Source organism: Pseudomonas sp. GW821-FHT07E12 (assembly GCF_058986605.1).
This window is the reverse complement of the sequence record NZ_JBYSVX010000044.1, coordinates 1-15,054: the sequence shown is the minus strand read 5'-3', so window position 1 is coordinate 15,054 and position 15,054 is coordinate 1. Positions and strand designations below refer to the sequence as shown.

The window sequence follows — 15,054 nt, the reverse complement described above, 5'->3', positions numbered from 1 at the left end:
ACCCGGTTGATGTCTGCATAAGTACATAAATGGCACGAGAATGCCGTGGCTTGAAATCTATCGCCAAGTCATATCGATGTATCCCAGGGCATGTGGAAGGGCAACACATGATCCCAACGAATTTCTTCTAAAACTTTAACCAAGCACGCTGCGACAAGAGGTCGAAGGCGCGCGACATGTTCCTCTGCGCCACGTTAGCCGTGGCGCAGAAAGGAGTGCGGACACACGTCCCGCTCTTTCACTCTCTTGCAATGAGGTCGTTGCAATGCCCGCAACAACAAGCAAGCTCGCACAAGCTGTGCGCCTCGCCCTTCCCATGGGTCTGGCGCTCTCTCCCTTCGTACTGCATGCCCAGAGCACCACTGCCGGTGCCGACGACAAGAACGCAGTCAGCCTCGATACGGTGACGGTCACCGGTTCGTTGGTTCGCCGTGTCGATGTGGAAACCGCCAGTCCGGTGGCCGTGGTCAGTCGCGAACTGATCGAACAGAGCGGCAAGCAGACCCTCGGCGACCTGCTGCAGTCGCTGCCGGGCATCGCCGGTGCGGCGACCAACCCGCAGGTCAACAATGGAGGTGGCGATGGTGCATCGACCATCTCGCTGCGTGGCCTGGGCTCACAGCGCACGTTGATCCTGGTTGATGGCCACCGCATCCTCAACAACGACGTCAACTCGATCCCGACCAACATGATCGAGCGCGTGGAAGTGTTGAAGGTCGGTGCCTCGGCGATGTATGGCTCCGACGCGATCGGCGGTGTGGTCAACTTCATCCTGCGCAAGCACTTCGAGGGTGGCGAGGTCAGCACCAACTACGGCCAGACCAGCTATGGCGACGGCGCACGCCACGGCGGCAACTTCACCTGGGGCAAGACCTGGGACCGCGGCAGCGTGGTGGTTGGCCTGGATTACAACAAGCAGAACGCGGTGTCCTCGGCTGACCGTGCGTATTCCAAGTACGCGCTGTACCTGACCAGCGGCGTAGTCACCAAGAGCGGTTCCAGCCGCACCCCGAGTGGCTATTACAAGCTGCCGTCCTCGACCCTGACCGCCAACGGTTGTAGTTCGAGCGGCGCGATGACCAGCAACGGCAGCGGCGGCTACAAGTGCTACACCTCGTCGGACGCCTACAACTACCAGGCGGACAACCTGCTGATGACGCCGCAGGAGCGCGTCAACGGTTTCGTGCTCGGCACCTTCAACGTTACCGACAACGTGCAGGCGTACGTCAACGCGTACCACAACCACACGATGTCGCACATGAGCATCGCGCCGCTGCCGTTCGATGCGCAGAGCGACGGCATCACCATCGCCGCCGACAACGCCTACAATCCGTTCGGCGTCGAGTTCGGTCCGGACGGCTATGAGTACCGCACGCGCTTCACCTCGCTGGGCAATCGCGAGTACTTCTACGACACCACGACCGACCAGGACGTGCTTGGTCTGAAGGGCAACATCGGCGACTCGAGCTGGGCCTGGGATGTCAACTTCAACTATGGCCACACCAAGAGCAGATCCTGGGCGCACGGCTATGTGGACTACGATGCGCTGCAGGCGGCGATCGACTCGGGCGAGGTCAACATCTTCGACCAGAGCGATGCCACCACCATCGCCTGGATGAAGAGCCACCAGTCGGTCCCGCGCTATACCACCACCAACATCAGTCGCCAGTGGGAGGGCAGCGCCACCGGCACTCTGTTCGACCTTCCGGCCGGCGCGGTGCAGCTGGCGGCGGGTGCGCTGTACCGCAAGGAATCGGAGAACTACGCCGTCAGCAGCAATGCGGTGATGGACGACGACAACACCTGTGCGGTCTCCTCCGAGGCCTGCTCGTCGCCGTTGAGCGGTTCGTTCAACGTCAAGGAAGCCTACCTGCAGCTGTTCGTGCCGGTGCTGGAGCAGGCTTCGCCGGTCGGAGCTGTCAACGTCACCCTCAGCGACCGCTTCTCCGACTACAGCAGTGTCAGCTCGACCAACAACAGCGCCTCGTTCCAGCTGGAATGGCGCCCGGTCAGGGACCTGATGCTGCGTGGCACCGTGGCCCAGGTGTTCCGTGCACCCACGATCAGCGATTTGTACGCAGGTCCGACCGCCAGCGCGGAAGGCTTCGATGATCCCTGCATCGGCTACTCCGGTTCAGGCCACGACAACGCGTGTGCCGGCGTATCGACCGGCTGGACAGGCTCCGGCCTGTCGCAGACCAATGCGATCACGTCCGGTTCGGTCTATGCCGGCTACAACCTGAAGGCCGAGACGGGCACGTCGTTTGACTACGGCCTGGTCTACAGCCCCGAATTCGTTCCGGGCCTGTCGATCAACCTCGACTGGTGGAAGGTCAAGCTCGACGATCTGATCCAGTCGATCGACGCGCAGACCGTCGCCGATCTCTGCTATGCCAACGATGCCAGCGTCTACTGCTCGTTTATCCACCGCTATTCGTCCAGTTCGGTTAGCGCCGGCACGATCGACTACATCGAGACCCCGACCGTCAACATCGGCAGTCTGGTGACCCAGGGCATCGACCTCGGCTTCAACTATGCGCTGCCGTGGACCACCTACGGCAAGTTCAACCTGGCGGTCGATACCACCTACCTGCAGCGCTACGACATCGATACCGGCTCGGAGGTCTACAAGCTGGCCGGCACCTACTCGTACTCCTTCGGCAACTACGCCCGCTGGCGCGGTCGTGCGGTACTGGGCTGGAAACTGGGTAGCTGGGACGCCTCGCTCACCGAGCGTTATGTCGGCAAGATCCATGTCGACAGCGAGACCGATCCGCTGGACTTCGGCAGCTACACCTACCATTCGATTGCGGTCGGTTACGACATGGCCCCGGCACACATGCGCTTCGATCTGGGTGTGGACAACGTGGGCAACAAGCAGCCGCCCATTGTCTACATGAACAACGCACTCAACGCCAACACCGACGTGAGCACCTACGACACGATCGGCCGCTACTACTGGATGCGTGCGACCTACAAGTTCTAAGGACGGTCGGCGTTCCTCCAGACGAGAAGGGCCAAGGCGGCGCGTCCCCAGGGACGCCCCGCCTTTTTATGTGCATGCGACGAATTTGGGGTAGCCGCCGGAGCCCCTCCTGAGTTTCGGCGATCCAAATTTCCAGGGCGCGTTGTGTACTTTGTACGTTCTGGAGTGCAGTCCATTGCGAAACCGCCAAGCGGGCCGCTATGGTCCGCTTCCCACCAGGCGGTTGCTGTATCGCAATGACCACACCTTTCTCTGCACAAGGCGCCGCGGTGCCCACGATCCCGGCGCTGATGGCTGCCCTCGAATCCGGCCATGCCGAGGCGTTGGAGCAGGGCGCGTTGCGATACCTGGCGCATGCACCCGATGACAGTCTGGTGCGCAGCCTGTTGGCGGTGAGCCTGCAGATGCAGGGGCGCGTGGCTGAGGCCGCCGAGGTCCACGCCGAGCTGACCCGGCGCCAGCCGCAGGAGGCAGCGCATTGGAACAATCTTGGCAATGCGTTGCGCGAGTTGCATCGCCTCGACGAGGCACAGGCGGCGTATCTGCGCGCGCGTGCGCTGGATCCGCGCGATCCGGTCACGCATCACAACCTGGGTCTGCTGGCGATGGACGAGGGCGATTACGCTGCCGCCCGCGAGCATCTGCTGGATGCGCACGAACTGGACCCGTCTGCGCCGCTGCCACGGCTGCATGCGGCGATGGCCTGCCATGAATGCGGCGACTTCCAGCGCGAGCAAGTGCTGATCGCGTCGTGGCGGCAGTGGCCGCCGCTGGATCCGGAAGACGCTCAGGATCTGGCGTGGCTGCTGGCGCAGGGCGGCCAGACGGATGAGGCCGATGCGCTGCTGAGCGACAGCATCGCGCGGATGCCCGATCCGGTGCGTGCGTGGGCACGGCGGGTGCTGGTGCTTGAGCGCGCCAATCGTCTGGACGAAGCACGCGCCGCCGCGGCGCACCTGCCGGCCGCCGACAGCATTGCCGACTACGAAGCACGTCAGGACACGCTCAACGCCCAGGTCGTGCTGGCGATGCGCGGGAACCAATGGGAACAGGCATGCACGGCCCTGGAGATGCTGCTCGCCGAACCGGGCGACAAGCGCAAGCGCAGCAATCTCTACTTTGCGTTGGCGCGTATCTACGACAAGCTCAAGCGGCCGGATGATGCGATGAGCGCCTGCGCCGAGGCACACGCCGCGCAGCTGGCAGGTATCGCGCCGCTGGTGCCGATGGCGATGAAGCAGGGCGATGCCCCGCTGCCGGTCGCACGCCAACGCTGGTCGCCCGCGCGCCACGCCACCGCGCGGCCGGTCACGGCACCGACGATGGCGGATTCGCCGATCTTCGTGGTCGGGTTCCCGCGCTCGGGTACCACCTTGCTGGAACAGATGCTCGACGCCCATCCCGCGCTGTGCTCGATGGACGAGCGGCCGTTCCTGCAGGGGCTGGCCGAACGACTGGAGCAGAATGGCCTGGCCTGGCCCGATGGGCTGGGCGATCTTGATGACGCGGCCTGTGACGCGTTGCGTGCCGAGTACTGGCAGCGTGTGCGTGAGGTGGTGACGCCGGCGCCTGGCCAGCGGCTGGTCGACAAGAACCCGCTCAACCTGCTGCGGCTGCCATTGATCCATCGGCTGTTCCCCGAGGCGAAGGTGATCCTGGCCCTGCGCCATCCCTGCGATGTCCTGCTGAGCTGCTACATGCAGGCCTTCCGTTCGCCGGCCTTTGCGATGCTGTGCTCGGATCTGGAGCGATTGGCGCACGGCTATGCCGACGCGATGGAGCACTGGCTGCATCATGCCCGCCTGCTGGCGCCGGTCGCGATGGAGAGCCGTTACGAAGACCTGGTGGACGACGTCGCCGGGCAGGTGCAGCGGTTGGGGGCCTTCCTGCAGCTGGAGCAGCCCGAGCGTCTGCTCGATTTCCAGCGCCATGCCCGCGACAAGGGCTTCATCAGTACCCCGAGCTACTCGCAGGTGGTCGAGGGCATCAACCGGAGGGGGCTGGATCGCTGGCGTCCCTATCGGCGCTACTTCGAACCGGTCCTGCCGACCCTGCAACCGTACCTCGAACGCTGGGGCTATCAGGCCTGAATGCGTTCATGAATGCTGGCTGACGAGTTCGCTCCAGTGATATGTGCCAAATTGGTGCGACACATGCCTGTTTTGCACTGAATGGGCAATTTAACGAGACTTTAATAACAATTTCGCGCGGAATCCGCATGAATTATTCCGTTCAATGACATTAAGTGTCAGCATTGACAAGAATCGCCAACATTCAGGCACGCCCGCCCGGGGTTCGTCTTATAAAAATTTAACTAAGCGTGCACACCGATAGACATATATCGCTGGGGCACGCGACCTGACACCAAGCCCGACTTTGGGTGCCACGCGTCGGCAAGCCGCCATCGGCCTGTCCGTCGTGCTTTCTCTTTTTCATGGAGACCGTTGCAATGCTCGGAAGAACCAGCAAGCTCGCCCACGCCGTTCGTATCGCCCTGCCGCTCGGCATCGCGTTCGCGCCTGCCACGCTGTATGCGCAGACCTCCGACACCTCCGGCGACAAGACGCCGGTCAGTCTCGACACCGTTACCGTTACAGGCTCCCTGGTTCGCCGCGTCGACGTGGAAACCGCCAGCCCGGTCGCCGTGGTCGACCGCCAGCAGATCCAGGAGAGCGGCAAGCAGACCCTCGGTGACCTGCTGCAGTCGCTGCCGGGCATCGCCGGTGCCGCGACCAACCCGCAGGTCAACAACGGCGGTGGCGATGGCGCATCGACCATCTCGCTGCGTGGCCTGGGTGAGCAGCGCACGCTGCTGTTGATCGACGGACACCGCGTCTTCAACAACGACGTCAACTCGATCCCGACCAACATGATCGAGCGCGTCGAAGTGCTGAAGGTGGGCGCCTCGGCCGTGTACGGCTCCGACGCCATCGGCGGCGTGGTCAACTTCATCCTGCGCAAGAACTTCGAGGGCGGTGAAGTCTCCGCCAACTATGGTCAGGCCAGCGCAGGTGACGGCGCCCGTCATGGCGGCAGCTTCACCTGGGGCAAGACCTGGGACCGCGGCAACATCGTGGTCGGTCTTGATACCAACAAGCAGAACGCGGTCTCTTCGGCCGATCGCGAGTACTCCAAGTACGCGCTGTACCTGTCCAGCGGCAGCGCCTACAAGAGCGGCTCCAGCCGTACCCCGACCGGTTACTACAAGCTGCCTGAGAGCACACTGACCGCCAACGGCTGTTCGGCGAGCGGCGCGATGACCAGCAATGGCAGCGGTGGCTACAAGTGCTACTCGTCCTCCGATGCCTACAACTATCAGGCAGAGAACCTGCTGATGACGCCGCAGCAGCGCACCAGCGGCTTCGTGCTCGGTAGCTTCAACATCACCGACAACATGCAGGCGTACGTCAGCGCCTACCACAACCGCACGGAGGCGCATTTCGCCATCGCGCCGCTGCCGTTCGATGCGCAGAGCGACAACATCACCATCGCTGCCGACAATGCGTACAACCCGTTCGGTGTCGAGTTCGGTCCCGACGGCTACGAGTACCGTAACCGCTTCGTTTCGCTGGGCCAGCGCGAGGGCTTCTACAAGACCGACAACGATCAAGACGTCGTCGGCCTGAAGGGCACCTTCGGCGAGAGCAGCTGGGCCTGGGACGTCAATTACAACTACGGCCATTACAAGCAGAAGAGCTGGAGCCACGGCTACGTGGACTATTCGGCACTGCAGAGCGCGATCGATGCCGGCGAGATCAACATCTTCGATCAGGAAGCCGCCTCGACCTGGCTGAACAGCCATGAATCGATCCCGTACTACAGCACCACCACGATCCGTCGCCAGTGGGAAGCCAGTGCCAACGGCGGCCTGTGGGACCTGCCGGCCGGCACGGTGCAGCTGGCGGTGGGCGCGCTGTATCGCAAGGAGAGCACGAACTACACCGTCAGCAGCAATGCGGTGATGGACTCCGACCTCTCATGCGCGATTTCCTCGGAGGCCTGTTCCTCGCCGATGAGCGGCGGCTTCAACGTCAAGGAAGCCTACCTGCAGTTGTACGTCCCGATCCTGGAGCAGTCTTCGTCGATCGGTAGCCTTGCTGCGACCGTGAGCGATCGTGTCTCCGACTACAGCAGCGTCGACAGCACCAACAACAGTGCTTCGTTCCAGCTTGAGTGGCGTCCGATCAAGGACCTGCTGGTGCGTGGTACGGTGTCGCAGGTGTTCCGTGCGCCGACCCTCGGCGACCTCTATGCCGGGCCGGGCGCGAACCAGCCGACCTTCACCGATCCTTGCATCGGCTACTCCGGCTCGGGTCACGAGAACGCCTGCGAAGGCGTGCCGACCGGCTGGGAGGGTTCGGGCCTGTCGCAGGTGGATGCGATCACCTCCGGTTCGAAGTACGTGGGCTACGACCTCAAGCCGGAAAAGGGCACCTCGTTCGACTACGGCATTGTCTACAGCCCCGACTTCGTGCCGGGCCTGTCGCTCAATGTGGACTTCTGGAAGGTCAAGCTGAAGGACGTGATCCAGGAGATCTCCGCGCAGACCGTGGTTGACCTCTGCTACAACGACAACAGCAGCCCGTACTGCAGCTACATCCATCGCTACCCGTCGACCTCGGTCAGCGCCGGCAACATCGACTACATCGAGACCCCGGTGATCAACATCGGCAAGCTCGATACCCAGGGTATCGACTTCGGCGCGAACTACTCGTTGCCGGAAACGCAGTGGGGCCGGTTCACCCTCGCCTTCGACAGCACCTACCTGGAACGCTACAACATCGATACCGGCGACACCGTGATCCGCATGGCGGGCCGGTTCAACTCGGCGTACGGCAACTATGCCCGCTGGCGCGCCCGCGCTCAGCTCGGCTGGAAGCTGGGTTCGTGGGATGCGACCTGGAGCACGCGCTACATCGGCAAGATCCAGGTTGGCAGCACCGACTTGTCGCAGAACATGTCGGCTGATGGCGTGGACAAGGGCGTAGTGCTGAACTTCGGCAGCTACGCATACCACTCGCTGCAGCTGGGCTACGACATGAGCGACGCCAATCTGCGCTTCGATCTCGGCGTGGACAACCTGACCAACAAGCAGCCGCCGATCATGTACCAGAACAACGTGTTGAACGCGAACACCGACGTGAGCACCTACGACACGATCGGCCGCTACTACTGGATGCGCGCGACCTACAGGTTCTAAGGGCAGCCAGGCGCCCTTCCGATCTGGAAGGGTGTGGAGTAGGGTAATCGCGGCGCGTCCTCAGGGGCGCGCCGCTTTTTCTTGGTCAGGGGGCCGCAACGATGTCGATGCCATCCAGGCAGGCGGAAACCAGGGTGCGCGAGCTCTGGCAATGGTTCGAGCAGGGCCGATTGCAGGAGGCGTGGCATGCGGCATCGGCCTGGCGTGGCGAGCCCGATGCCCCGGCGGATCTGGACCTGTTGCTGGCCAACATCGCGATGGCGCAAGGACGGTCGGCACAGGCGATTCCGTTGTATCAGACGCTTGCGGCAACCGATTCCGAACTGCGGATCCCGGCGCGCATGGGATGGGCCGCGGCACTGTCGGCCACGGGCGATGACACGTCCGCGATGCAGGTATTGGAGGCGCTGTTGGCTGAGGCGCCAACGCACTTCAGCGCGCAGCTGCGCCTGGCCGAGCTACACGAGAAACAGGGCCGGCATGAGCGCGCGCTGGTCGGCTACTACGCCGCGGTGACCCACGCGCAACGTCAGGGGCGCTGGCTGGGCGAAGACACCACCGCACCGCCGTTGCGTCCACGGGTGCGGCATGCGATGGATTACATCGATGCAGGACGGCAGCGTCTGTTCCTGTCACTGCTCGATCCCTTGCGTGCGCAATACGGGCCTGATGCGCTGGATCGCGTCGAACGCGGCCTGAAGATTCATCTGGGTGAATTGCCGGCCCAGTACGCGGATGCCTCACAGCGGCCGACGTTTTTCTATGTCCCGGACGTTCCGGCCGAGCCTTATCCGTCACGCACCTTGTTCCCGTGGCTGGAAGAGCTGGAACAGGCGACCGATGCGATCCGTACCGAGATGCTGGCCACGCGTGAGGATGGCGAGGCCTATGCGCCGTTCCTCGGCAAGCCGGCCGATGCATTGCCCGCCGGTCTGCTGGCCGGCAGCGGCGGTACGCCGGCGTGGGATGCCTACTTCTTCTATCGCCATGGCATGCGCGATGAGGCCCGTGCGCAGGCTTGTGCGGCGACCGCCGCGGCGATCGAGCGCACGCCACTGGTGCGCATTCGCGATCACGCGCCGGAAATCTGCTTCTCGGTGCTGGCGCCGGGCTCGCACATCCTGCCGCATCGTGGTGTCACCAATACCCGTCTGACCGTGCACCTGCCGCTGATCGTGCCCGGCGACTGCGCGCTGCTGGCCGGTGGTGTATTGCACGAATGGAAGGAAGGGCGTGCGATGGTGTTCGACGACACCTTCGAGCACGAAGCCTGGAATCGCAGCGACAGCACCCGCGTGATCCTGTTGATGGATACCTGGAACCCGCATCTGCAACCGGTCGAACGCGAGGCCGTGACCCGGCTGGTCGAGGCGATTGGCGACTTCAACGTCGGTATTTCCGCCGTCTGAATCCCACAAGGAGCTTGTCGACGACATGAGCGTGACCGACCTGAAGCATTACGTGCGTTGCTATGACGCCGATCTGGAGCCGGGATTCTGCGAGCAGTTGGTTGCGTCGTTCCATTCGTCATCGGCCTGGCACAGCCGCAACGGCATGGGCGCGCGTGCAGGGCTGGAGCACAGCGCCTGGACCGAACTCAATGTGTCCCAGTTGGCCGATCCGGCATTCAAGGGCTTCTTCATCCAGCACATGCAGAAGGCGCTGGAGCGTTACAACCGCGACATCGGGCTCTCCGCCGAGGTGCCATGGCGGCCGCGCATGGCGGACCTGCGGATCAAGCAGTACCGTGCGCAGGCTGGCGATGCATTCCAGCCGCATTTCGATGCCTGCGACGAGGAGACGGGGCGCTATCTGGTGTTCCTGTGGTACCTCAATGATGTTGCCGAGGGCGGGCAGACCCGCTTCGTCGATCTCGATCTGGAGATCGCGCCGCGTACGGGCCGGTTGTTGATGTTTCCGCCGTACTGGATGTACATGCATGCGGCGTTGCCGCCGCGTAGCGGTGACAAGTACATCATCTCGACTTATCTGGAATTCACTGCGAAGCCGTTGCCGGGTTGATGTCGCGGGTTTTTTTGGGGGGATCTGCGAGCTGGGGTGGCTGTGACATGTTGGGTGTGAGGGGATTGGATTGGGGGTGTTTCTCCGGGTGTATTCGATCGTTGCGCGGGGCTTTTGATTGCCGGTTTTTCTGGGGCTTGGCTGCTTTCAATGGAGCGCTCTTTCGGTGTGGTTCGCGTAGAGCTTGCCTCCGCGAAGGTGGGGACCCAGTGACTTTCGCTCCATCCCCCTACCGTCCTCCCTCATCTCTCCACCGTCATCCCCGCGAAAGCGGGGATCCATGGACGTTCGTGCAAGTGTAGGAATGGTTGACGAGATATCGTAGAGAGGAGTTTGTGCTTGCATCCCTTTTCGGGGCTCCGCTGCTCTTGCGTTTGATTTGTCGTTGAAGGCAACAGCAACAGCAACAGCCAAGGCTTTCGCTCCTTCGGAGCGAGTTACCTTTCTTTGCTCGTGCAAAGAAAGGTAACCCAAAGAAAGCACGCCCCAGTCCTCGCGCCCTACGCTGCGCTACGGGTCCACTGCGCCAGCGGGATTTTCTGACGCGGCATCCATGCCGCGGCAGAAAACGACGTGCATCCATGCACGTCGCCCTTCGGGTTTTTCCCGCTGGCTCCGTCGCTGCGGATGGGGGCCCCGGGAAAGTCAAAGGCGAAGGGCGACAGCAAAATCACGAGCAACGGCAACGGCAACGGCAACGGCAACGGCTTGAAGCGGCAAGTCAATGGGCTTTAACGCTTGCTCGTGTCGTATACGTATGGCCCGAAGGTGACGCCGATGAAGCCGCCGGCAGTGTCGGTGCTGAGCAGGCTGGCATCCAGGTCACGTGCCAGTGGCTGCCAGTCGCCGCGACCGGCTGCGTAGAACGCGTCCAGGTGTGGGCCGTCGAGTTGGAAGCGCAGGCGTAAGGGCGCGTTGGTGTCGGTCAGCGCGATCCGTGCCACCGGCACACCGGTCTGCGGCTGATCCTTGCCGGCGCGGCGATACAGCACCACGGCGCTGCCGTTGCCATCGATCACCCGCATCGCGGCATAGAAGTGGGTTTCGTTCTGCAGCAGTGCCAGGCCGGCCTGTTCGCCGCCGGTCAGCGATCGCGGATCGAGCGTGGCGTCGATTGTTGCCTTGTGGTGTTGCAGGCGATGGCCGATGTAAGCCGGTTGGCCGTCGGCGTAGTTGCCCAGCGGTGTGGTGGAACCGGTGATGCGCAGACCTTGCTTGCCGGTCACGTACCAGCGCTGTTGCGGCGCGTTGATGGTCACCCATGCCAGCGGCAGCGTGTTGCCGGTGAAGCGCTCGCTCCAGTTGAACGCGCCGCTGGTCGGTAGCGCGGCTTTGCCGGCCGGAAGATTCGGGCGCGTGGCGATGGCCGGTACGCGCTCGCCGTGTGGCAGCACCACCGGCCAATCGTCATGCCAGCTCACCGGCGCCAGGAAGGTCTCGCGGCCGAGGTTGTACTGGTTGCCGCGATACGGGCGCGTGGCCAGGAAAACCGCCCACCAGCTGCCATCCTTGAGTTCGACGAACTGTGCATGTCCGGCCGAGGTGATCGGATCGGGGCGCGATGGGTCGAGGCCGCGCTGGGTCAACACCGGGTTGCCGGGAAACGGTTGGTAAGGCCCGGTGACCGCGCGACTGCGCCAAACCATCTGCGCATGCAGTTCGCCGGTGCCGCCTTCAGCCGCGGTCAGGTAATACCAGCCGTCATGGCGGAACAGGTGCGGGCCTTCGACGTGCTCGGGATTGGTCGCCGGATCAGCGCCGCCGTCCACCAGTACCGTGCGCGGGCCCACCAGCGTGTTGGTCGCCACGTCGAACTGCTGCAACCAGATCGCGCGATGCCCGTCATAGCGCATCTTGCCTTCGGGGATGCCGTTGTTGACCAGCCAGGCACGGCCATCCTCGTCGAAGAACAACGACGGATCGATGCCGTCGAACTTCAACCAGTGCGGATCCGACCAGGGGCCGGCCGGATTCTTCGCGGTGATGACGAAGTTGCCGCCGTCGCAGTAGAAGCAGGTGTTGACGATGTAGAACGTGCCATCGTGATGGCTGATCGAGGCGGCGAACAGGCCGCGCGTCAGCTCGTTGCGGCCGTAGTTGATCTGGCTTGGGCGATCGATCGCGTTGCCGATCTGGGTCCAGTGCACCAGGTCGCGGCTGTGGAACACCGGCAGTCCGGGGAAATAGCCGAACGTGGAGTTCACCAGATAGAAATCGTCGCCGACGCGGATCGCCGACGGGTCGGGATAGAACCCGGCCACGACCGGATTGCGGTACTGCGTGGCGGTGGGCACCGGTCCGCCATCGTCGCCGCGATAGGCGACTTCGGTGAACACGGCATCGGCAAAAGCGGCAGGCGCGGCAATGCTGCACAGCAGCGCAAGGACAAGGCGTTTCAAGGTGGCTCCCTCCCGTTGGAGACCTCCGGAACGGAGGCGTGTCGAGCTTGTCAGCTGCGCGGCCCGAAGTCTGCACATGCACCTATCGCGTGATGACATAGCTGGACGAGGCGTGGCCTATCAAGGCATTCGCGGTTTCGGTGCGGTCCTGCCGGATCTCCTCGTTGCCGCATGCAAGCTGCTCCGGCTATGGTCTGCGCTGGATTTCCGGGGATTCTGCTCCATGCGCAATACGCTTTCCGCTTCGCTGGCCGTCGGGCTGGCGCTGTCTGCCCATGCTCGTGCCGACGAGGGCATGTGGATGCCTTCGCAGCTGCCGCAGCTGGCCGATACGCTGCATCAGGCCGGTTTCGAGGGCGATCCGGCCTCGCTTGCCGACGTTACGCGGCCGCCGCTCAGTGCAGTGGTGAAGGTCGGTGGTGGTACCGGTGCATTCGTCTCGACCGACGGATTGCTGCTGACCAACCATCACGTGGCGATGGGGGTGATCCAGTACAACAGCACGCCCGAACACAATTTCATCGACGGTGGTTTCATCGCCAAGGGGCGTGGTGACGAGCGCGCTGCCAACCCGGATTTCCGGGTGCTGGTGACGGTGGGCTTCGATCAGGTCACCGACGAGGTGCTCAAGGGCGCGCGCGGCAAGAGCGGGCGTGCCTACTTCGACGCGGTGGACGCGGCCAGCAAGCGCATCGTTGCCGATTGCGAAAAGTCCGGCGAGGTGCGTTGCAGCGTCGCCAACATGTATTACGGCACCGATTTCTACCGCATCCGCCAGCTGGAGTTGCGTGACGTGCGATTGGTGTACGCGCCGCCGCGTGCGATCGGCAATTACGGCGATGAGATCGACAACTTCATGTGGCCGCGCCATAGCGGCGATTTCACCCTGCTGCGCGCCTACGTTAGCAAGGATGGCAAGCCCGCTGATTACAGCCCGGACAATGTGCCGTATCAACCACCGGCACACCTGCAGATCGCGCGGGAGGGCCCCAAGGCCGGCGACTACGCGATGTTGGCCGGTTATCCCGGCACCACCTTCCGCCATCGCACCGCGGCCGAGTTCGACGAGCAGGTCAACTGGACACTGCCGCAGCGCGTGGCGGTGTTGGACCAGCTGATCGAGGTGATCGAAACCGCCGGCAAGAGCAATGCCGAGGCCAGGACCCGCTACGCCTCGCAGCTGCAATCGCTGAAGAACAATCGCAAGCGTGCTGCCGGTGAGCTGGAAGGCATGCTGCGCAGCGATGCGGTACGGCTGCGCAGCGAGGACGAGCGCGGCATGCTGGCGGCCACGCAGGGCAGCGATGCGCGTGACATCAAGGCATTGCAGGCTTCGTTGGCCGCGGGCTCGGCTGGCCGCGAACGTGACTTGCTGCTCGGGCTGGCGACCACCCAGACCCAATTACTGCGCTCGGCGCTGCTGCTGGAGCGGTTGCAGATCGAATCGGTCAAGCCGGATGCACAGCGCGAGAGTGGCTATCAGCAACGTGATCAGGCACTGATCGAAGGCGTGCTCAAGCAGGTGCAGCGTCGCTACGATCCGTCTGTCGAGAAGGCGCTGCTGACCAGCTTGTTCACCCGCTACCAGCAACTGCCCGACGCGCAACGGGTGCCGGAATACGATGCCGCCTTCGGGCGCACCCCGGCGCAGCTCGCGCAGGCGCTGGATGCGTTGTATGCCACGACCACCCTGGGTGAACAGGAACAGCGCCTGTCGCGCTTCGCTGCTGCGCGTGCCGGCCAACCATTGGCCAACGACGCGTTGATCGCGCTGGCGGCCAGGCTGGTGCCGGCGCAACTGCGTGCGGAAGATGCGCGCAAGTCCCGCGAAGGCGAGCAACTGCGTCTGCGCCCGGCCTACATGCGCGCGCTGTTCGCCTGGCGCAAGCAACAGGGTCGCGCGGTGTATCCGGATGCCAACAGCACGCTGCGGGTCAGCTATGGCCGGGTCGAGCCGCTGGCGCCGCGCGATGCGGTCACCTATGCGCCGGTGACCACGGTGGCGGGCATCGTCGAGAAGAACACCGGGCAGGTGCCGTTCGATGCGCCCAAACCGCTGCTCGATGCGATCGCCAAGGGGGATTTCGGCGACACCGCCGATCCGGTGCTGAAGACGCAGACGGTGAACTTCCTGACCAACCTGGATACCACCGGTGGCAATTCCGGTTCGCCGGTACTCAATGCCAAGGGTGAGTTGATTGGCCTGAACTTCGACAGCAACTGGGAGTCGGTGAGCGCAAGTTGGTGGTATGACCCGCGCTACAAGCGCGCCGTCCACGTCGACATGCGCTATCTGCGCTGGTTGATGGCGAAGGTGTATCCGGCACCGCAGCTGCTGGAGGAGATGGGCGTAGCGCCTTAAAACTGGTTCCGTAGGAGCGGCTTCAGCCGCGATGGGGCTTCCCCTGGAAAGCCCCATCGCGGGTTGAGACCCGTCTCCTCCCCCC

7 protein-coding genes are annotated in these 15,054 nt (G+C 63.5%); 6 read left to right on the top strand and 1 reads right to left on the bottom strand.

The genetic code is table 11. The features are described from left to right. Positions 1 to 265: 265 nt before the first annotated feature. The 5 genes from AC3WJE_RS18760 to AC3WJE_RS18740 all read left to right on the top strand — a co-directional run bounded on the left by AC3WJE_RS18760 (position 266) and on the right by AC3WJE_RS18740 (position 10,208). Positions 266 to 2,986 (top strand): TonB-dependent receptor, encoded by a 2,721-nt coding sequence (locus AC3WJE_RS18760; RefSeq protein WP_493732348.1) that lies wholly within the window; start codon positions 266 to 268, stop codon positions 2,984 to 2,986. A 290-nt stretch (positions 2,987 to 3,276) separates the two neighbouring features. Next, positions 3,277 to 5,076: a tetratricopeptide repeat-containing sulfotransferase family protein gene (locus tag AC3WJE_RS18755; protein WP_493732347.1), complete on the top strand. Its 1,800-nt coding sequence runs from the start codon at positions 3,277 to 3,279 to the stop codon at positions 5,074 to 5,076. 359 nt (positions 5,077 to 5,435) lie between these two features. Next, positions 5,436 to 8,186 carry a TonB-dependent receptor gene (locus tag AC3WJE_RS18750; protein ID WP_493732346.1) on the top strand — a complete coding sequence of 917 codons (2,751 nt, stop codon included), beginning with the start codon at positions 5,436 to 5,438 and terminating at the stop codon, positions 8,184 to 8,186. 134 nt (positions 8,187 to 8,320) lie between these two features. Continuing rightward, a complete protein-coding gene (locus AC3WJE_RS18745) occupies positions 8,321 to 9,595 on the top strand; it encodes an aspartyl/asparaginyl beta-hydroxylase domain-containing protein (protein WP_493732345.1) in 1,275 nt (424 codons plus the stop codon). Between the two features lie 25 nt (positions 9,596 to 9,620). Next, positions 9,621 to 10,208: a 2OG-Fe(II) oxygenase family protein gene (locus tag AC3WJE_RS18740; RefSeq protein ID WP_493732344.1), complete on the top strand. Its 588-nt coding sequence runs from the start codon at positions 9,621 to 9,623 to the stop codon at positions 10,206 to 10,208. A 731-nt stretch (positions 10,209 to 10,939) separates the two neighbouring features. Here AC3WJE_RS18740 and AC3WJE_RS18735 read toward each other — a convergent pair. Next, positions 10,940 to 12,607: a glycoside hydrolase family 43 protein gene (locus AC3WJE_RS18735; protein WP_493732343.1), complete on the bottom strand. Its 1,668-nt coding sequence runs from the start codon at positions 12,605 to 12,607 to the stop codon at positions 10,940 to 10,942. A 223-nt stretch (positions 12,608 to 12,830) separates the two neighbouring features. On the opposite strand from AC3WJE_RS18735, the gene AC3WJE_RS18730 reads away from it, so the two are divergent. Further along, the gene (locus AC3WJE_RS18730) at positions 12,831 to 14,969 is read left to right on the top strand and encodes a S46 family peptidase (protein ID WP_493732342.1); all 2,139 of its coding nucleotides are present in this window, start codon (positions 12,831 to 12,833) and stop codon (positions 14,967 to 14,969) included. Positions 14,970 to 15,054 lie beyond the last annotated feature (85 nt).

What these genes read in the sequence shown, in the direction of transcription:
- AC3WJE_RS18760 (WP_493732348.1), top strand. Translation starts at nt 266, where the DNA reads ATGCCCGCAACAACAAGCAAGCTCGCACAAGCTGTGCGCCTCGCCCTT.
- AC3WJE_RS18755 (WP_493732347.1), top strand. Translation starts at nt 3,277, where the DNA reads ATGGCTGCCCTCGAATCCGGCCATGCCGAGGCGTTGGAGCAGGGCGCG.
- AC3WJE_RS18750 (WP_493732346.1), top strand. Translation starts at nt 5,436, where the DNA reads ATGCTCGGAAGAACCAGCAAGCTCGCCCACGCCGTTCGTATCGCCCTG.
- AC3WJE_RS18740 (WP_493732344.1), top strand. Translation starts at nt 9,621, where the DNA reads ATGAGCGTGACCGACCTGAAGCATTACGTGCGTTGCTATGACGCCGAT.
- AC3WJE_RS18730 (WP_493732342.1), top strand. Translation starts at nt 12,831, where the DNA reads ATGCGCAATACGCTTTCCGCTTCGCTGGCCGTCGGGCTGGCGCTGTCT.